At 70.5% G+C, this 17,514-nt stretch carries 19 protein-coding genes; 15 read left to right on the plus strand and 4 right to left on the minus strand.

Annotated elements, in window-relative coordinates:
* Positions 1-114: 114 nt before the first annotated feature.
* A complete protein-coding gene (gene tyrS, locus BLV24_RS03210) occupies positions 115-1,368 on the minus strand; it encodes a tyrosine--tRNA ligase (protein ID WP_092679672.1) in 1,254 nt (417 codons plus the stop codon).
* A 195-nt stretch (positions 1,369-1,563) separates the two neighbouring features.
* On the opposite strand from tyrS, the gene BLV24_RS03215 reads away from it, so the two are divergent.
* Positions 1,564-2,694, plus strand: a complete 1,131-nt coding sequence (locus tag BLV24_RS03215) for an anhydro-N-acetylmuramic acid kinase (RefSeq protein ID WP_245710359.1) — start codon at positions 1,564-1,566, stop codon at positions 2,692-2,694.
* Here the strand turns inward: BLV24_RS03215 and map are convergent.
* Both map and BLV24_RS03225 read right to left on the minus strand, forming a co-directional pair.
* Positions 2,691-3,437, minus strand: coding sequence for a type I methionyl aminopeptidase (gene map / locus BLV24_RS03220; protein ID WP_092679674.1), 747 nt, complete (start codon positions 3,435-3,437; stop codon positions 2,691-2,693). The genes BLV24_RS03215 and map overlap by 4 nt on opposite strands.
* Complete coding sequence (locus BLV24_RS03225) at positions 3,434-4,087, minus strand: alpha/beta hydrolase (protein WP_092679675.1); 654 nt, start codon at positions 4,085-4,087, stop codon at positions 3,434-3,436. The genes map and BLV24_RS03225 overlap by 4 nt, the downstream gene beginning before the upstream one ends.
* Before the next feature lie 408 nt (positions 4,088-4,495).
* Here BLV24_RS03225 and BLV24_RS03230 point away from each other — a divergent pair, with 408 nt between their 5' ends.
* The 11 genes from BLV24_RS03230 (at position 4,496) to BLV24_RS03280 (ending at position 13,606) form a co-directional block, all read left to right on the plus strand.
* The gene (locus tag BLV24_RS03230; protein ID WP_092679676.1) at positions 4,496-4,969 is read left to right on the plus strand and encodes an Rrf2 family transcriptional regulator; all 474 of its coding nucleotides are present in this window, start codon (positions 4,496-4,498) and stop codon (positions 4,967-4,969) included.
* Entirely contained in the window at positions 4,966-6,033 is a 1,068-nt protein-coding gene (locus tag BLV24_RS03235; RefSeq protein ID WP_092679677.1) for a cysteine desulfurase family protein, read from the plus strand. The genes BLV24_RS03230 and BLV24_RS03235 overlap by 4 nt, the downstream gene beginning before the upstream one ends.
* A gap of 49 nt (positions 6,034-6,082) precedes the next feature.
* Entirely contained in the window at positions 6,083-7,618 is a 1,536-nt protein-coding gene (sufB, locus tag BLV24_RS03240; RefSeq protein WP_092679678.1) for a Fe-S cluster assembly protein SufB, read from the plus strand.
* A gap of 37 nt (positions 7,619-7,655) precedes the next feature.
* A complete protein-coding gene (locus BLV24_RS03245; RefSeq protein WP_092679679.1) occupies positions 7,656-7,982 on the plus strand; it encodes a heavy metal-binding domain-containing protein in 327 nt (108 codons plus the stop codon).
* 111 nt (positions 7,983-8,093) lie between these two features.
* Complete coding sequence (sufC, locus tag BLV24_RS03250; protein ID WP_092679680.1) at positions 8,094-8,849, plus strand: Fe-S cluster assembly ATPase SufC; 756 nt, start codon at positions 8,094-8,096, stop codon at positions 8,847-8,849.
* Positions 8,850-10,127, plus strand: a complete 1,278-nt coding sequence (locus BLV24_RS03255) for a SufB/SufD family protein (RefSeq protein ID WP_092679681.1) — start codon at positions 8,850-8,852, stop codon at positions 10,125-10,127.
* Positions 10,128-10,201: 74 nt separating this feature from the next.
* Positions 10,202-10,741, plus strand: coding sequence for a YIP1 family protein (locus BLV24_RS03260; RefSeq protein ID WP_092679682.1), 540 nt, complete (start codon positions 10,202-10,204; stop codon positions 10,739-10,741).
* Between the two features lie 87 nt (positions 10,742-10,828).
* Complete coding sequence (locus tag BLV24_RS03265) at positions 10,829-11,461, plus strand: hypothetical protein (RefSeq protein ID WP_143040199.1); 633 nt, start codon at positions 10,829-10,831, stop codon at positions 11,459-11,461.
* A 67-nt stretch (positions 11,462-11,528) separates the two neighbouring features.
* Positions 11,529-12,125 carry a YIP1 family protein gene (locus BLV24_RS03270; RefSeq protein ID WP_092679684.1) on the plus strand — a complete coding sequence of 199 codons (597 nt, stop codon included), beginning with the start codon at positions 11,529-11,531 and terminating at the stop codon, positions 12,123-12,125.
* Positions 12,126-12,165: 40 nt separating this feature from the next.
* Positions 12,166-13,386 (plus strand): cysteine desulfurase, encoded by a 1,221-nt coding sequence (locus tag BLV24_RS03275; protein ID WP_092679685.1) that lies wholly within the window; start codon positions 12,166-12,168, stop codon positions 13,384-13,386.
* Positions 13,387-13,423: 37 nt separating this feature from the next.
* A complete protein-coding gene (locus tag BLV24_RS03280) occupies positions 13,424-13,606 on the plus strand; it encodes a hypothetical protein (protein WP_092679686.1) in 183 nt (60 codons plus the stop codon).
* A gap of 146 nt (positions 13,607-13,752) precedes the next feature.
* Here BLV24_RS03280 and BLV24_RS03285 read toward each other — a convergent pair whose 3' ends face one another.
* Positions 13,753-14,283, minus strand: coding sequence for a MarR family winged helix-turn-helix transcriptional regulator (locus tag BLV24_RS03285; RefSeq protein ID WP_218133329.1), 531 nt, complete (start codon positions 14,281-14,283; stop codon positions 13,753-13,755).
* Positions 14,284-14,697: 414 nt separating this feature from the next.
* On the opposite strand from BLV24_RS03285, the gene BLV24_RS03290 reads away from it, so the two are divergent.
* From BLV24_RS03290 to BLV24_RS03300, 3 genes are all read left to right on the plus strand, one after another.
* Entirely contained in the window at positions 14,698-15,894 is a 1,197-nt protein-coding gene (locus BLV24_RS03290) for an ABC transporter substrate-binding protein (RefSeq protein WP_092679687.1), read from the plus strand.
* A 107-nt stretch (positions 15,895-16,001) separates the two neighbouring features.
* The gene (locus BLV24_RS03295; protein ID WP_092679688.1) at positions 16,002-16,790 is read left to right on the plus strand and encodes an ABC transporter ATP-binding protein; all 789 of its coding nucleotides are present in this window, start codon (positions 16,002-16,004) and stop codon (positions 16,788-16,790) included.
* Positions 16,787-17,512 (plus strand): ABC transporter ATP-binding protein, encoded by a 726-nt coding sequence (locus BLV24_RS03300; RefSeq protein ID WP_092679689.1) that lies wholly within the window; start codon positions 16,787-16,789, stop codon positions 17,510-17,512. Before BLV24_RS03295 ends, BLV24_RS03300 begins: the two co-directional genes overlap by 4 nt.
* Positions 17,513-17,514 lie beyond the last annotated feature (2 nt).

Consider the following 17,514-nt stretch of genomic DNA (forward strand, 5'->3'; position numbering starts at 1 on the left):
GGGGCGCGGGGCGATCCCCGTGGCCCCGCATCCCGACCCCCGCCGCCTGAAACGCGGAAGGGGAGCGGCGCGCCGCTCCCCTTCCCGACTGTCGGCGATGACGGCGGGCCGGGCTCAGCCCAGCCGCACCAGCGCGTGCCGCTTCTTGCCTGCCGAGAGCTTCACGGGACCGCCGGCGAAAGCGTCGGCCCCGATCATCTGGCCCGCATCCGTCACCGGCGCGTCGGCGAGCCGGGCGCCCCCCTCCGCGATCAGCCGCTTGGCGTCCTTGCCGGATTTCGCCAGCCCGGCCCGCACGAATAGCTGGGCGACGGAGACGCCGGCGCCGACTTCCTCGGCGGTGAGGTCGAAACCGGGCAGGTCCTCCCCGGCGCCGCCCTGCTCGAACACCTCGCGGGCGGTGGCCTCGGCCGCCTCGGCGGCGGCGCGGCCGCGGGCGAGCGCGGTGACCTCATTGGCCAGGATGATCTTGGCGGCGTTGACCTCCGACCCCTCCAGCGCGCCGAGCCGCTCGCATTCGTCCAGCGGCAGCTCGGTGAACAGCTTGAGGAACCGGCCCACGTCGGCGTCGGGCACGTTGCGCCAGAACTGCCAGAACTCGAACGCGCCGAGCCGCGCCTCGTTCAGCCACACCGCGCCCGCCGCCGTCTTGCCCATCTTGGAGCCGTCGGCCTTGGTGATCAGCGGCGTGGTGAGCCCGTAGACCTCCTTGCCATGCAGGCGGCGGGTCAGGTCGATGCCGTTGACGATGTTGCCCCACTGGTCGGAGCCGCCCATCTGCAGGCGCACGCCGTGCCGGCCGAACAGCTCCTGGAAGTCATAGGCCTGGAGCAGCATGTAGTTGAATTCGAGGAAGGTCAGCGGCTGCTCGCGGTCAAGCCGCAGGCGCACCGAATCAAAGGTCAGCATCCGGTTGATGGTGAAATGCCGGCCGATGTCGCGCAGGAAGTCGATGTAGCTGAGCGCGTCGAGCCACTCGGCGTTGTTGGGCTGAAGCGCGTCGGTCGGGCCGTCGCCGAAGGTCAGGTAGGCGTCGAAGACGCTGCGGATGCCGGCCATGTTGGCCCCGATGATCTCGGGCGTCAGCAACTGGCGGGCCTCGTCCTTGCCGGACGGGTCGCCGATGCGGGTGGTGCCGCCGCCCATCAGGGCCACGGGCTTGTGCCCGGTCTTCTGCAGCCAGCGCAGCATCATGATCTGGACGAGGCTGCCGACATGCAGGCTGTCCGCCGTGCAGTCGAAGCCGATATAGCCCGGCACGACCCCCGCCATGAGAGCGTCGTCGAGACCCTCCAGGTCGGTGCAGTCCTGCATGAAGCCGCGGGCGATCATGGTGTGCAGGAACTCGGATTTGGGCGCGTAGGTCATGTCCGTGTCCTTGGGCGAGTTTGGTCGGGGCTCTATGCCGCGGGCGGGCGCGGAAGGGAAGGGCGGGGGAGGGATTCGGCGCCCGCGCGGCGGGCATTCCCTCGTCTCCGGGCGCTGGCGCGCCCTTCGCGCCGCCCTTGACCCGGGAGAGCGCGCCCGCCCTGATGCGCGGCGTCTGGCGGAAGGAGCATGCGGATGGAGCCGGTCTGGGCCCTGGGGCTGATGTCGGGGACCTCGTTCGACGGGGTGGACGCGGCATGTCTGCTGACCGATGGGGAGACGGTGTCGGGCTTCGGCCCCGGCGCCGAGTTCCCCTATGCGCCGGGAGAGATGGACGCCGCCCGCGCGGTGCATCGCGACTGGCGGCCGTATCGGGCCGGAACGGGGGAGGCCGCGGCGCTGCTGGCCCGCGCCGAGGCCGAGGTGACCGAGGCCCATGCCGCCGCCGCCGCCCGCCTGCTGGCCCGGGAAGGCGCGCCCGCGGTGGAGATCGCGGGATTTCACGGCCAGACGGTCGCCCATGCGCCGGAGGCGGGCTGGACCTGGCAGCTTGGCCGCGGCGATCTGCTGGCCCGGGGGCTGGGGCGCGAGGTCGCCTGGGACTTCCGCAGCGCCGACATGAAGGCCGGCGGGCAGGGCGCGCCGCTGGTCCCATTCTTCCATCACGCGCTGGCGCGGGGAATGGCGGATGCGGACGGGCCTGTATGCTTTCTCAATCTCGGCGGCGTGGGGAATGTGAGCTGGGTGGACCCCGCGTCCGAGCGCCCCGAGACGCCGGGAACGCTGGTCGGCTTCGACACCGGCCCGGCCAATGCGCCGATCGACGACTGGATGCAGGCGAAGTTCGGGAAGTCCTGCGATTTCAACGGCGAAGCGGCGGCGGCTGGGCGCGTGCATGAAGATCTGCTGGCGCGCAACTCGGTCGCCGAATGGATCTCAAGAAAGCCGCCCAAGTCCCTGGACCGGAACGATTTCGCGCAGGTTTTGGCGGGGATGGAGGGGCTGTCGCCCGAAGACGGCGCGGCGACCCTGACCGCGCTCGCGGCGCGCTGCGCGGCGGGGGCGGCGGCGCATCTGCCCCGGCCCGCGGCGCGCTGGATCCTGTGCGGGGGCGGGCGGCGCAACCCGACGCTCGCGCGCATGATCGCGGAGCGGGTCGAGGCGGAGGTGATCCCGGCCGAGGCCGCCGGGCTCGACGGCGGCCTGATGGAGGCGCAGGCCTTCGCCTGGCTGGCGGTGCGGGTGAAACGGGGGCTGCCGCTGACCTCGCCCGAGACCACGGGCTGCCATGCGCCGACGCCGGGCGGGCGGCTCAGCCGGCCTTAGCCGGGCAGGGTGAGCACTTCGGCCCCGCGGGCGGTGGCGACCACGGTATGTTCGAACTGCACCACCGGGGCGGCGGGAGCGGCGTAGAGGGTCCAGCCGTCGTCGCCTTCCTCGGCCAGGCGGCCGCCGAGCGACAGGAACGGCTCCACCGTCAGGACCAGGCCCTTCTCGATCCGCCGCCGGTCCCGGTTGGGCCAGGTCGCGATCTCCTCGGGATATTCGTGGAGCGAGCGGCCGACGCCGTGGCTGGCGAGGTTCTCGATCAGGGTGTAGCCGCGTTTCGCGGCGAACCGCCCCACCGCCTGTCCGATGCCCGCCAGCGGCCGTCCGGCCGCGACCTGCGCCACGCCGATCCGCGCCGCCTTCTCGCCATCCGCCAGCAGGCGCGCGACCGAGGGCGCGACGGGCCCGAGCCGGAAGCTCGCGCCGGTATCCGCGAAGAAGCCGTTCTTCGACGCCGACACGTCGATATTCACCAGATCGCCCTCCGCCAGCACCCGCGCGCCGGGGATGCCGTGGGCGATCTCCTCGTTCACGGAAATGCAGGTGGCGCCGGGGAAGTCGTAGCAGCTGCGGGGGGCGGAGACCGCGCCCTCGCGCGCCAGCAGCGACTCGCCCAGCGCGTCGAGCTCGGCGGTGGTCATCCCGGGCGCCATGGCCCGGGACATGGCCTGCACGACATTGGCGACGATGCGCCCGATGTCGCGCATCGCCTCCAGCTCGGATTGCCGGGTAAGCGTCAGGACGCGTCCTCGACCGCAGTGCGCGACTGCACGTAGCGCTCCACCTTGCCGGTCATCTCCTCGAGCTGCTTGTCGAAGAAATGGCCCGCGCCGGGGATCACGTCATGGGTGATCTCGATCCCGCGCTGGGTCTTGAGCTTGTCCACCAGCTTGAGCACGTCCGACGGGGGCGCGACGCGGTCGGCCTCGCCGTTGATGACCAGCCCCGAGGACGGGCAGGGCGCGAGGAAGGAGAAGTCATACATGTTGGCCGGCGGGGCGACCGAGACGAAGCCCGAGATCTCCGGCCGCCGCATCAGCAGCTGCATCCCGATCCAGGCCCCGAAGGAGAAGCCGGCCACCCAGCTCTGCCGCGCGTTCGGGTTGAGCACCTGGAGATAGTCGAGCGCCGCGGCGGCGTCCGAAAGCTCCCCGATGCCCTGGTCGAACTCGCCCTGGGAGCGGCCGACGCCGCGGAAGTTGAAGCGCAGCACCGCGAAGCCCAGACGATGAAAGGCGTAGTGCAGGTTATACACCACCTTGTTGTTCATCGTCCCCCCGAACTGGGGGTGAGGGTGCAGGATCAGCGCCAGCGGCGCGTCCTTGGCCTTCTGCGGATGGTAGCGACCTTCCAGACGTCCGTCCGGTCCGGGAAAGATCACTTCTGGCATTCGGGGGGCCCTCGCGCTGGTCGACACAGGCCCGGGATGAGCGGCCGGCGCGTCTTCCCTTCGCAGGGGCGGCCAAGCTTGACTCAATTCCTCGGGCAATCTAGAACTGTTCTAAACTTGCTTCCGGCCGCGGCCGGTTGCGTTGCAGGTAGTCGCCGACAGGTCCCGCGTCAACCGACGGCGGGCGTTTCGCGACGAACGGATGTCCCGAAGGGTCCTCCGTCTCCGCTTTCGGGCGGCCGCCACGACCTCTCGGCAGGTCGCAGCTCCAGGGTTTCGCCGGCCGCGCGTGCGCGGGCGCGGAGCAAGCAGCACCGGGAGGCCGGAGGAGCGGAAGGGACCGCGCCGCCGCTCAGCCCCCCGATCAGGACCATGCAGGCGCATCGCGCGACCGAGGGAGACGAAGGCATGAAGCTCAGCACCAAGGGGCGCTACGCGGTGACCGCGCTGGCCGACATCGCGTTGCAGCCGCGCGAGGCGCTGGTCTCGCTGTCCGAGATCGCCGAGCGTCAGGACATCTCGCTGGCCTATCTGGAGCAGCTCTTCGCCCGCCTGCGCCGCGCCGGACTGGTGGAGAGCGTGCGCGGCCCCGGCGGCGGCTACCGCCTGGCCCGCGCCCCGAGCGAGGTGCCCATCGCCGAGATCATGGCCGCCGTCGACGAACGGCTCAACGCCATGGGCTGCGGCGGGGAGAAGGAGAAGGGCTGCGGCGGCTCCCAGGCGCATTGCCTGACGCATAACCTGTGGGAGCAGCTCTCGGCCCATGTCCACGTGTTCCTCAGCCGGACCACGCTGGCCGACGTGGTGGCCGACAAGATGGTGCCGTGCCCGGCGGTCCCCGATTTCGCGCAGCTTCTGGACGAGGACGCCGCCAGCGCATGAGCCCGCGCCCCAGCGCATATTCGCAGAAGCGCCCCCGCGCCTATCTGGACTGGAACGCCTCGGCCCCCCTGCGGGCGGAGGCGCGCTCCGCCGCGCTCGCGGCGCTGGACCTGGGCGGCAACCCGTCCTCGGTCCATGCCGAAGGGCGGGCGGCGCGGGCGATGCTGGAGCGCGCGCGGGCGCAGGTCGCGGCGCTGGTCGGCTGCGCGGCGGAGGAAGTGGTCTTCGCCTCCGGCGCCACGGAGGCGGCGGGGATCCTCGCGCAGCTGCCCGAAGGGGTGGTGGAGGTCGAGCCGGGTTCGCATCCCTGCCTGCTCGAACAGGCGCGGACGGGCGAGGCGCCGGGGCGGGTGCTGGCCATGACCCCGGGCAACAACGAGACCGGGATGCTGACCCCGATCCCCGCCGCGGCGCCCGGAACCCGGGTGCTGGCCGACGTGACCCAGCTGGTCGGGCGCGCGGAGTTCGACTTCGCCGCCAGCGGCGCGGATTTCGCGATCCTGTCGGGCCACAAGATCGGCGGCCCCAAGGGCGTCGGCGCGCTGATCGTGCGGGGCGCGAGCCTCGACGGCGCCGTGCTCGCCCCCGGCGGCGGGCAGGAGACGCGCCGGCGGGCGGGCACCGAGAACCTGCCCGGCATCGCCGGTTTCGGCGCGGCGGCGGAAGCCGCGGCCGCCGAGCGCGAGGCGGGGGCATGGGACCGGGTCGCCATCCTGCGGGATCGGCTGGAGGGGCGCCTTGAAAGCCTCCCCCATGCGCCCGAGATCGTGGGGCGGGGCGCCCCGCGCCTGCCCAACACCACGCTGATCCTCGCCCGCGGCTGGCGGGGCGAGACGCAGGCCATGCAGATGGACCTCGCCGGCTACGCGGTCAGCTCCGGCTCCGCCTGCGCGTCCGGCAAGACGGCGCCGAGCACCGTGCTCGCCGCGCTGGGTTATTCGCCCGAGGACGCGGCCTGCGGGCTGCGCGTCTCGATCGGGCCCGCGACGACGGAGGCCGAGATCGACGGCTTCGCCGACGCCTGGGCCGAGAAACACGCCCGCGCCACCGCGCGGGCCGCCTGAACCCCCTTCGCGCCGCCCAACGGGGCGCGCGCGCGACAAGGAGACCGACATGGCCGCTCTGGACCACACCGCCCCCGAACTCGTCGCCAAGGACGGGGTGGAGCAGGATACCGTCGACGCCGTCCGCTCGCTGAGCGGGGAATACAAGCACGGCTGGTCGTCCGACATCGAGATGGACTACGCCCCCAAGGGCCTGTCGGAGGACATCGTCCGCCTGATCTCGGCCAAGAAGGACGAGCCGGAATGGCTGCTGGAATGGCGGCTGGCCGCCTACAAGCGCTGGCTGAGCATGGACGAGCCCGAATGGGCCATGGTCCACTACCCCAAGATCGACTTCCAGGATCAGTATTACTACGCGCAGCCCAAGTCCTTCGCCACCAAGCCCAAGTCGCTGGACGAGGTCGACCCGGAGCTGCTGCGCACCTATGAGAAGCTCGGCATTCCGCTGCGCGAGCAGATGATCCTCGCCGGCGTCGAGGGCGCCGACGCCGCCCCCGGGGATGGGCGCAAGGTGGCGGTTGACGCGGTGTTCGACTCGGTCTCCGTGGGCACGACCTTCAAGGATGAGCTGGCCAAGGCCGGCGTCATCTTCTGCTCGATCTCCGAAGCGGTGCAGGAGCATCCGGAGCTGGTGAAGAAGTATCTGGGTTCGGTCGTGCCGTCCTCGGACAACTTCTACGCCACGCTGAACTCGGCGGTCTTCTCGGACGGGTCCTTCGTCTACATCCCCGAGGGCGTGCGCTGCCCGATGGAGCTGTCGACCTATTTCCGCATCAACGCCGAGAACACCGGCCAGTTCGAGCGGACGCTGATCATCGCCGACAAGGGCTCCTACGTGTCCTACCTGGAGGGCTGCACCGCCCCCAAGCGCGACACCAACCAGCTGCACGCCGCGGTGGTGGAGATCGTCGCCCTGGACGACGCGGAGGTGAAATACTCCACCGTCCAGAACTGGTTCCCCGGCGACGCCGAGGGCAAGGGCGGCATCTACAACTTCGTCACCAAGCGCGCCGACTGCCGCGGCGACCGCTCCAAGGTGATGTGGACGCAGGTGGAGACGGGCTCGGCCGTCACCTGGAAATACCCCTCCTGCATCCTGCGCGGCGATGAGAGCCAGGGCGAGTTCTACTCCATCGCCATCGCCAACAACATGCAGCAGGCCGACACCGGCACCAAGATGATCCATCTGGGCAAGAACACCCGCTCGCGCATCGTGTCCAAGGGCATTTCGGCGGGCCGGGCGCAAAACACCTATCGCGGGCTGGTGTCGATGCACCCCAAGGCCACCGACAGCCGCAACTACACCCAGTGCGACAGCCTGCTGATCGGCGACAAGTGCGGGGCGCATACCGTTCCGTATATCGAGGTGAAGAACCACTCCTCGAAGGTCGAACACGAGGCCACCACCTCCAAGATCGCCGACGATCAGCTGTTCTACTGCCGGTCGCGCGGCATGTCCGAAGAGGACGCGGTGGCGCTGGTGGTCAACGGCTTCTGCAAGGAGGTCCTGCAGGCCCTGCCGATGGAATTCGCCATGGAGGCGCAGAGCCTGGTGGCGATCTCCCTCGAAGGCTCGGTGGGCTGAGGCGGGCATGAACCCCTGGGATCGGAAAGGCGCCGGAATGATCGTGAGCACCACCAACAGCCTCGAAGGCCATCGCATCTCCGCCTATCGCGGGGTGGTGGTCGGGGAGGCGATCATGGGCGCGAATTTCGTGCGCGATATCTTCGCCTCGATCACCGACATCGTCGGCGGCCGTTCGGGCGCCTATGAGAGCAAGCTCGCCGACGCCCGCGAGGTCGCCTTCCGCGAGCTGGAGGAGAACGCCGCCCGGCTCGGGGCCAACGCGGTGGTCGGCGTCGACATCGACTATGAGGTCGTGGGCAAGGACGGATCCATGCTCATGGTCTCGGTCTCGGGCACCGCGGTGGTGGTCGAGCAGGGCTGACCCCCAACAATTCCCGGCGCTTGCGCGCCGAACTTCAGACACTGGCGCAACGGCGCCGGACCCGGAACAACGCGGCCGCGCCCGGCGCGCCGCAGAGACAGGAGCCACGACATGCTTGCGATCAAGAACCTCCATGTGAAGCTTGAGGAAGAGGACAAGGTCATCCTCAAGGGCGTCGACCTGACCGTGGAAGCGGGCAAGGTGCACGCCATCATGGGGCCCAACGGCTCGGGCAAGTCCACGCTGAGCTACGTGCTCTCGGGCCGCGACGGCTACGAGGTGACGGAGGGCGAGGCCAGCCTCGACGGCGAGGACCTGCTGGACATGGACCCCGAGGACCGCGCCGCCGCCGGTCTGTTCCTGGCCTTCCAGTATCCGGTGGAGATCCCCGGCGTCGGCAACATGACCTTCCTGCGCACCGCGCTGAACGCCCAGCGCAAGGCGCGCGGCGAGGCGGAGATGTCGGCCGCCGAATTCCTCAAGTTCGTCCGTGAGAAAGCGGCCGATCTCGAGATCTCCCCGGAGATGTTGAAGCGCTCGGTCAACGTCGGCTTCTCGGGCGGTGAGAAGAAGCGCAACGAGATCCTCCAGATGGCGGTTCTGGCGCCGAAAATGTGCATCCTGGACGAGACCGACTCGGGTCTCGACGTGGACGCGATGAAGCTGGTCGCCGATGGCGTGAACGCGCTGCGCGACGCGGGCCGGGGCTTCCTGGTCATCACCCACTATCAGCGCCTGCTGGACCATATCAAACCGGACGTGGTGCACATCATGGCCGATGGCCGGATCATCAAGACCGGCGGTCCCGAGCTCGCCCTGGAAGTTGAGAAGAACGGCTATGCCGACCTTCTCAAGGAGGCCGTGTAAATGGCGGTTCCCGCTCGCAAGATCGACATGGCCGAGGCGCTGCTGGCGGCGCATCCGGCCCCTGGGGGAGAGGCCGGCTGGGCCGCTTCCGCCCGCGCCGCCGCGGCGTCGCGCCTGCGCGCCTCGGGCGCGCCGGTTCGCCGGGACGAATACTGGCGCTGGACCGACCCCGCCTCGCTGACCGCCCCCGCGCCGACCCCCGCGCCGCTGCCCGAGGCGACCGCCCCGGTCTTCGCCGGCGTCGACGCGCTGGAGGTGGTGATCGAGGATGGCCGCATCGTCTCCGCCCCCGAGGGGATGGAGGGCGTGGAGATCGCGACCCTGGCCGACGCCATGTCCAGGGATATCCACTGGGCCAAGGACTTGTTCGGCGTTCTTGAGGCGAACGGGCAGGTTCCGGTGACCCGTCCGCTGGCCGCGCTGAACACCGCCGTGGCCACCGAGGGGCTCGCCATCCGGGTGACCGGCAAGGCCCCGCGCCCGATCCTGCTGCGCGGCCGGCGCAAGAGCGACTCCGCCGACGCGGTGCTGCACCATGTGATCCGGCTGGAGCCCGGCGCCGAGCTGACGGTGCTGGAGGACGGCGGCCCCGGCGCGCGGGTCAACGCGCTGATCGAGGCCGATGTGGCCGACGACGCCGCCCTGCACCTGATCCGCGCCAGCGGACCGGAGGCCGAGCGGCGCGGCGTGTGGCAGCTCTTCGCCCGTCTGGGACGTGAGAGCGCGCTGAAGGCCTTCGCCATCGCCGCCGGCGGCCGGCTGACCCGCACCGAGCAGGTGGTGGAGCTGACCGGCGACGACGCCGCCGTGCATCTCGCGGGCGCCTGCCTGGGCGACGGCGACGACTTCACCCATGACGACACCGTCTTCGTGATCCATGACGCGGAGCGCTGCGAATCCCGCCAGGTGTTCAAGAAGGTGCTGCGCGGGACCGCCAAGGGCGTCTTTCAGGGCAAGATCCTGGTGAAGGAGGGCGCGCAGAAGACCGACGGCTACCAGATCTCCCAGGGTCTGCTGCTGGACGAGCGCGCCGAGTTCCTCGCCAAGCCGGAGCTGGAGATCTACGCCGACGACGTGATCTGCTCGCATGGGTCGACCTGCGGGGCGGCGGACGAGAACGCGCTCTACTACCTGCGCGCCCGCGGCATCCCCAAGCGGGAGGCCGAGTCGCTGCTGGTCCTGTCCTTCCTCGGCGAAGCGATCGAGGAGATCGAGGACGAGGACCTGGCCGAGATCCTGCGCGAGCAGACCGCCGCCTGGGTGAAGGCCGGCGCGTGACGGCCCCCTCGGCCCCTGAAGGCGCGGCGTCCGGCCGTGCGGAGGCCAGCCCTCCGCGCGGCCTGATCGCCCGCATGGCCGAGGCCTACCGGGCCGGCCCGCGGGCCTCGGCGGCGCGGGAGCTGGCCTCGGACGCGCCCGAGAGCCGGATCCTCGCCTACGGGGTCGGGGCCTGCATGGTTCAGGGTCTGGTGACCGCGGCCGGCGACCCGGAGAAGTTCGGGGGCGAGGACGCGGCGGGGCAGGTGGCGGGCGCCATCGTCGCCTCGGTGTTCTTCGCGCCGCTGTTCCTTTACGGCGTCGCGGCGCTGCTGCGGATCGTCCTGCGCGCCGTGGGCGGGACCGGCGGCTGGAAGGCCACGCGGCATGTGGTGTTCTGGGCCTCCTTCGCCGCCACGCCGGTCTACCTGCTGGCCGCGGTCGTCGAGGCCTGGCGCGGCGCCGCCGGGCTGACGGCGATTCCGCCCGGGGCCGCGGGCCTGGCGGCGGGCGCCGTGGCGCTGTGGTTCTGGTGCGGCGGCCTGGCCGAGGCGCATGGCTTCCGCCGGGCCTGGCCGGGCTTCGCGCTCGCCGTGGCGGTGGGGGCGCTGCTGTCGCTCGGAGGCGCGGTATGACCCCGAACCTCCTTCCGCGAAACATCTTGTTCACATTCGCTTCATCCTCCCCTATCCTCTCCCGGATTGCGAGTGGAGTGCAGGCGTATGGCGTATGTTACCGGGTCGAGACTGGACGAGGATCTTCCTCCGTCACTGGGGGAGCGGGTGCTCGAAGGCTGGCGCGACATGCGCGCCTCCACGAAGCGGCTGATCGCCGAGGCCCCGTCGGAGGGGCGCCTGCTGTTCTACGTCGTGATCTCGGACATGGTGTTCTTCCTGTCCTGGACCATGAAGACCGTGCTCGCGCCCACCGCGGCGGCCCAGGGGCAGATGCCGCTGGAGATGGGCGCCTATATGGTGATCGCCTTCCTGATGCGCACCGCCGTGCTCTACGTCTTCGCGGCCGGGGCCTATGCGCTCTGCGCGCTCGTCGGCGGATCGGGAAGCTGGAAGGACACGCGCATCGCGATTTTCTGGGGCACGCTGGTTTCGGCCCCGTTCGGGCTGCTGGCGGCGTCCCTGACCGTGGGGCTCAGCCTGGGCGAGCGGTCGATCCCGGCGCTCGGCGATCCGATTCTGGCGCTGCCGACCTATTACGTGGGGCTGGTGCCGTTCCTGTGGTTCATCTCGGCGGGGCTGGCCGCGGCGCATGGCTGGGTCAAAACCTCGTGGCCCTTCCTGGCGTTGAGCGCGGGGACGGTGGCGTTGAGCGTTCTGGCCGTCTATCTCTCCGCCTGACGGCGTTCCGGCGCGCGCACGGGGCGCGGGCCGCGCGGCGCGCGTCCGACGCCGGAGAGCGCCGCGCATGATCCGCGCCTTCTTGCAGAACCTGGCGGAGGCCTACACGGTCCCCCGTCAGTCGGCCCGCCGCATCCTGGCGGCCGATCCTTCCATGTCCGACTGCGCGCTTATGGTGGTGCTGTCCTTCCTGGTTCAGTCCTGTTTCGGCGTCGCCGCGGGACTGATCGCGGGGGATGTCGCGGGGTTCGCGGCGCTCGGCGCCCGGCTCAGCGAACTGGCCCTGCAATTCGTGCTGTTCGCCGCCCTGACCGCGGGCGCCTTCGCCATCGGCAAGCGGTTCGGCGGCCGGGCCTCGCCCCAGCAGATGGCGCAGGTGATCGGCTGGCACTATCTCGCCACCGCCTTCCTCGCGCCGGCCAACCTGATCGGCGCCTCCTCCATGGGCGACATGACCACGGGCGAGGGGCCGGGGGGGCTGTTCCTGCTGATTCCCCTGTCGCTGGGCGTGTCGATCTGGATGTTCGCCGCCTTCGTGGCCGAGGCCCACGGCTTCAAGCGCATGGGCGGCGTGGTTGCGGCCTCGGTCGCCGGTTTCCTGGCGCTGGGGATGCTGACCATGATCCTGGTCGCCGCCTTCTCGCTGGGGCCGGCGCCCGTTTGATCCGGGCCTGACCCCGTCTCCGCCCTTTGGGAGAGCTCCGATGTACGACGTGATGAAGGTGCGCGAGGATTTCCCCATTCTCTCGCGCGAGGTGAACGGCAAGCCGCTGGTCTACCTGGACAACGGCGCCTCGGCCCAGAAGCCGCAGGCGGTGATCGACGCCGTGACCCGCGCCTACGCCCATGAATACGCCAACGTGCATCGGGGGCTGCACTACCTCTCCAACCTCGCGACCGACCGTTACGAGGCGGTGCGCGAGACGCTGCGCGGCTTCCTGGGCGCGGCGAAGGAGGAGGAGATCCTGTTCACCACCGGCTCCACCCAGGCCTTCAATCTGGTGAGCTACGGCTGGGCCGCCCCGCGGCTGGAGGCGGGGGACGAGATCGTGCTCTCGGTCATGGAGCATCACGCCAACATCGTGCCGTGGCATTTCCTGCGCGAGCGTCAGGGCGTCGTGCTGAAATGGGTGGAGACGGCGGCGGACGGCTCCCTCGACCCGCAGGCGGTGATCGACGCGATGGGGCCGAGGACCCGGCTGGTCGCGGTCACGCACATGTCCAACGTGCTGGGCACGGTGGTGGACGTGAAGACCATCTGCGAGGCCGCCCGCGCGCGCGGGATCGCCACGATGATCGACGGCTCCCAGTCGGCGGTGCACATGCCGGTGAACGTGGCCGATATCGGCTGCGATTTCTACGCGGTGACCGGGCACAAGCTCTACGGCCCGTCGGCCTCCGGCGCGCTTTATGTCCGGGCCGAGCGCTATGCCGAGATGCGCCCCTTCATGGGCGGCGGCGACATGATCCGCGAGGTCGGGCGCGACGTGGTGACCTATAACGACGCCCCCCACAAGTTCGAGGCCGGCACGCCGGGCATCGTGCAGATGATCGGGCTGGGCGCGGCCGTCGAATACATGCAGGGCCTGGGGATGGAGAACATCGCCGCCCATGAGGCCGATCTGCGCGACTACGCGCAGGCGAAGCTGGGCGGGCTCAATTGGCTCGACATCCAGGGGAACGCGCCGGGCAAGGGGGCGATCTTCTCCTTCACGCTGGAGGGGGCGGGGCATCCGCACGACATCTCCACGGTCGTGGACCGCAAGGGCGTGGCGGTGCGCGCCGGGCACCATTGCGCCCAGCCGTTGATGGAGCATCTGGGGGTTTCGGCCACCTGCCGGGCGTCCTTCGGGCTCTACAACACGCGCGAGGAAGTCGACGTCCTGGTTGACGCTCTGGAAACCTGCCACAAGTTATTCGGCTGACAGGTTCGATTTCCGAAGCGATCCGGGGGATGACAGGATGGACGAACGCACGCAGCCGGGGCGCGAGGCGCCGCGCGCCGACGTATTCGGGTTCTCGGCCGGGCATGTCTCGGGGCAGGGGATGCGCAACCTGATGGCGATGATGACGCTGCCCTGGGCGATGATCTGGATGATCCAGTCCGAGATGGTCGCCGAGACCCTGCGCCGGTTCGGCGACTGAGCCGCCGGCCGCCGGGCCCGCGCAGGGCGGCGGCGGTGGGACCGCCGCATGAAAAAGGCCGGGACATGCGTCCCGGCCTTTTTCGTCGCCTGCTTCGGCCCGCAGGTCGCGATCCCGTCGCGCCCTCCGCCCGAGGGCGCGGGGGATCAGCCGTCGCGGCGGGCGTCGGCGAGATTGTCGTGCAGATGCTCCAGCACCCGGCGGAAAGCCAGCACGTCGGCCTCCGACAGGCCTTCGAGCGCCTTGTTGATCGTGTGCCGGGCCATCGGCATGATCGTGCCGATCGCGGCCTCGGCGTCCGGAGTGGGCATGATCCGCTTGGCGCGCTTGTCGTCCGGATGCGGCTGGCGCGACACGAGGCCCCGCTTCTCCAGCCGGTCGACATAGCCGCACAGGGTCATCGGCTCGACGCCCATGCGCTCGGCGATCTCGGTCTGGCGCGCGCCGGCGGCGGCGACGGCGTGGACCAGGGCCCGGGCCTCGCCGGTGGTCAGCTCCAGCCCGGCCTGCGCCACGCGCTTGCCGAATTCGGAGCGCAGAAGCCGGGCGGTGTCCTGCATCAGGAAGCCGAGCGAACGCACGTTCACGCTGGCGTCGTCCGCGGTCGGCGCGCTGTAGGCGGGGGCGTCCCCCTCGCCTGCGGCCGACGGCGACATCGCGCTGTTCGGTCGGTTCATCTGTGCTCCCTCCGCTGATCTGTGATCATGCTTATCATGGGGAGACAGTAAGGGAATCTGATTGATAAGGAAACCCAGTCTCGTTCCGCCACGCGGACCCGGAGACCGCTGTTTTCACCCGGCGCCGGCAGGGGGCGGTCCACCCCGTGTCGAGAGCGCGGGGGCGGCGCGGGGACCGGGCGGGGGCCGCGCCGGGGCGACGCGGATCGCGGGCCATGACGGGCTCCGACGCACTCTTGCACGCCGCGCGCGCGATTGACAGGCCGGGCGTCAGCGGACACGGATAGATCGGGTCGCGCCGGGCGGGCGGCCGCGCCATCCATCCCGGGGCCCATGGCCTCGCGGGGCCTCTCCCATCGAGGCGGATCGGCGCGCATGTCCCCGGCGGCGACTCGGACCGACAGGGAGACGACCATGAGACGAACCCTTCTCGCCTCCGCCGCCATGGCGCTGGGGCTCGCCGCCGCCGCCACCGCAGCCAGGGCCGACGAGATCAAGATCGGCGTGCTGCTGGGCTATACCGGGCCCATCGAGTCGCTGACCCCCGGCATGGCCGACAGCGCCGAACTGGCCATGTCCGAGGTCAACGCCGCGGGCGGCGTGCTGGGCGGCGCCACGCTTACCGGCGTGCGGGCGGATTCGACCTGCGTCGACGCCGCCGCCGCCACCGCCGCCGCCGAGCGGCTGGTGACCTCCGAGGGCGTCGCCGCGATCATGGGCGCCGACTGCTCGGGCGTGACCATCGCCACGCTCAACAACGTCGCCGTGCCCAACGGGCTGGTGATGATCTCGCCCTCGGCGACCTCTCCGGCGCTGACCGACATCGAGGACCAGGGGCTGTTCTTCCGCACCGCCCCCTCCGACGCCCGCCAGGGCGAGGTGCTCGCCTCCATTCTCGCGGACCGGGGCGTGACCGAGATCGCGGTCACCTACACCAACAACGACTATGGCAAGGGCCTGTCCGACAGCTTCCAGGCGGCCTTCGAGGCCAAGGGCGGCGCGGTCCTGATCTCCGCCGCGCATGAGGACGGCAAGGCCGACTATTCGGCCGAGGTCGCGGCGCTGTCGGCCTCGGGCGCCGAGTGGCTGGCGGTGCTGGGCTATGCCGACCAGGGCGGCGTGGGCGTCATCCGCGCCGCGGTCGACACCGGCGGCTTCGAGAAGTTCGCGCTGGGCGACGGCATGTTCGCCGAGAGCCTGATCGACGCCATCGGCTCCGACCTGAACGGGACCGTCGGCTCGGTGCCGTGGTCCGAGGGCGAGGGCGCCGACGCCTTCGTGAAGCTGGCCGAGGATTCGGGCGTGGATCCCGACGGCTCCTTCCGCCGTGAGAGCTACGACGCCGCCGCCCTGATCGCGCTGGCGATCCAGGCCGCGGGCTCGGCCGATCCGGCGGAGTTCAAGGCCAAGGTGCTGGATGTGGCCAACGCGCCGGGCGAGAAGATCCTGCCGGGCGAGCTGGGCAAGGCGCTCAAGATCCTCGCGGATGGCGGCGACGTCGATTATGTCGGCGCCACCAACGTGGAGCTGATCGGCCCGGGCGAGGCCGCCGGCACCTATCGCGAATACGAGGTCAAGGACGGCGCCTACGAGACCGTGACCTTCCGCTGACCCACGCGCCTTCGCGGCCCGGCGCAACCCTTGCGCCGGGCCGTTTTTCGTTTATGCCGCGCGTCGATCGCCATCCCACAGCCCCCTGAACGCCGGAGCCTCCGCGCTTGATCCGAGTCGAGCATCTGACCAAGACCTTCGGGGGCGTGACCGCCGTCGACGATGTCAGCCTGCATCTGCGCGAGGGCGCGATCACCGGGCTGATCGGTCCCAACGGCGCGGGCAAGACCACGCTGTTCAACACCATCGCCGGCGCCTTCGCCCCCGATGCGGGCCGGGTGACGCTGGCGGGCGAGGACATCACCGGCCTGCCGCCGCATGTCCTGTTCTCCCGCGGGGTGCTGCGGACCTTCCAGATCGCCCATGAATTCTCCTCGCTCACCGTGCGGGAGAACCTGATGGCCGTGCCCCCCGACCAGTCGGGGGAGCGCATCTGGAACGCCTGGATCCGTCCCGCCCGCATCCGTGAGGAGGAGGCCGCCAACCGCGCCCGCGCGGAAGAGGTCATCGACTTTCTCCAGATCGGCCACGTGGCGGATGAGCTGGCGGGCAACCTCTCGGGCGGGCAGAAGAAGCTGCTGGAACTGGGCCGCACCATGATGACCGAGGCGCGGATGGTGTTCCTGGACGAGGTCGGCGCCGGGGTGAACCGCACGCTGCTCAACACCATCGGCGACGCGATCCTGCGCCTGAACCGGGAACGCGGCTACACTTTCTGCATGATCGAGCACGACATGGATTTCATCGGCCGGCTCTGCGATCCGGTGATCGTGATGGCCGAGGGCAGGGTGCTGGTCGAGGGCTCGGCCGAGACCGTGAAGAACGACGAGCGGGTGATCGAGGCCTATCTGGGCCGCGGCCTGAAATCCCGTCCCGGGCGGGAGCGCCGGGCATGAGCGGGCAGGACACGGGCGGCCCCCTCCTGTCGGGGCGCGGCATGATCGGCGGCTATGGCGGCGCCGACATCCTGCATGGCGTGAATATCGAGGCCCATGCCGGCGAGATCGTGGTGATCGTCGGCCCCAACGGCGCGGGCAAGTCCACCGCCATGAAGGCGCTGTTCGGCATGATGCCCCTGCGCGAGGGGCGCGTGACCCTGCGCGGCGCGGACATCACCGCGCTGTCTCCGCAGGACCGGGTCAAGGCGGGCATGGGCTTCGTGCCCCAGACCGGCAACGTCTTCGCCTCCATGTCGGTGGAGGAGAACCTGGAGATGGGCGGCTTCCTGCGCGAGGACGACGTGTCGGAGACCATGGAGATGGTGTTCTCCCTGTTCCCGATCCTGAAGGAAAAGCGCCGCCAGCCCGCGGGCGAGCTGTCCGGGGGCCAGCGCCAGCAGGTCGCCGTGGGGCGCGCGCTGATGACCCGGCCCGAGGCGCTGATGCTGGACGAGCCCACGGCGGGGGTCTCTCCGATCGTGATGGACGAGCTGTTCGACAAGATCCTCGACATCGCCGCCACCGGCCCGGCCATCCTGATGGTCGAGCAAAACGCCCGCCAGGCGCTCAACATCGCCGATCGCGGCTATGTGCTGGCGCAGGGCGAAAACCGCTACGAGGGCACGGGGGCCGATCTGATGGCCGACCCGGAGGTCCGCCGATCCTTCCTGGGGGGCTGAGG

The sequence above is a fragment of the Albimonas donghaensis genome (assembly GCF_900106695.1).
GTDB classification, from domain to species: domain Bacteria; phylum Pseudomonadota; class Alphaproteobacteria; order Rhodobacterales; family Rhodobacteraceae; genus Albimonas; species Albimonas donghaensis.

Excerpts from the sequence above, each read along its gene's own strand:
- tyrS (WP_092679672.1), bottom strand. The coding sequence starts at position 1,368 with ATGACCTACGCGCCCAAATCCGAGTTCCTGCACACCATGATCGCCCGC.
- BLV24_RS03275 (WP_092679685.1), top strand. The coding sequence starts at position 12,166 with ATGTACGACGTGATGAAGGTGCGCGAGGATTTCCCCATTCTCTCGCGC.
- BLV24_RS03280 (WP_092679686.1), top strand. The coding sequence starts at position 13,424 with ATGGACGAACGCACGCAGCCGGGGCGCGAGGCGCCGCGCGCCGACGTA.
- BLV24_RS03300 (WP_092679689.1), top strand. The coding sequence starts at position 16,787 with ATGAGCGGGCAGGACACGGGCGGCCCCCTCCTGTCGGGGCGCGGCATG.
- sufC (WP_092679680.1), top strand. The coding sequence starts at position 8,094 with ATGCTTGCGATCAAGAACCTCCATGTGAAGCTTGAGGAAGAGGACAAG.
- BLV24_RS03215 (WP_245710359.1), top strand. The coding sequence starts at position 1,564 with ATGGAGCCGGTCTGGGCCCTGGGGCTGATGTCGGGGACCTCGTTCGAC.
- BLV24_RS03235 (WP_092679677.1), top strand. The coding sequence starts at position 4,966 with ATGAGCCCGCGCCCCAGCGCATATTCGCAGAAGCGCCCCCGCGCCTAT.
- BLV24_RS03245 (WP_092679679.1), top strand. The coding sequence starts at position 7,656 with ATGATCGTGAGCACCACCAACAGCCTCGAAGGCCATCGCATCTCCGCC.
- BLV24_RS03285 (WP_218133329.1), bottom strand. The coding sequence starts at position 14,283 with ATGAACCGACCGAACAGCGCGATGTCGCCGTCGGCCGCAGGCGAGGGG.
- BLV24_RS03225 (WP_092679675.1), bottom strand. The coding sequence starts at position 4,087 with ATGCCAGAAGTGATCTTTCCCGGACCGGACGGACGTCTGGAAGGTCGC.
- BLV24_RS03260 (WP_092679682.1), top strand. The coding sequence starts at position 10,202 with ATGGCCGAGGCCTACCGGGCCGGCCCGCGGGCCTCGGCGGCGCGGGAG.
- BLV24_RS03230 (WP_092679676.1), top strand. The coding sequence starts at position 4,496 with ATGAAGCTCAGCACCAAGGGGCGCTACGCGGTGACCGCGCTGGCCGAC.
- BLV24_RS03270 (WP_092679684.1), top strand. The coding sequence starts at position 11,529 with ATGATCCGCGCCTTCTTGCAGAACCTGGCGGAGGCCTACACGGTCCCC.
- sufB (WP_092679678.1), top strand. The coding sequence starts at position 6,083 with ATGGCCGCTCTGGACCACACCGCCCCCGAACTCGTCGCCAAGGACGGG.
- BLV24_RS03265 (WP_143040199.1), top strand. The coding sequence starts at position 10,829 with ATGGCGTATGTTACCGGGTCGAGACTGGACGAGGATCTTCCTCCGTCA.
- BLV24_RS03255 (WP_092679681.1), top strand. The coding sequence starts at position 8,850 with ATGGCGGTTCCCGCTCGCAAGATCGACATGGCCGAGGCGCTGCTGGCG.
- BLV24_RS03290 (WP_092679687.1), top strand. The coding sequence starts at position 14,698 with ATGAGACGAACCCTTCTCGCCTCCGCCGCCATGGCGCTGGGGCTCGCC.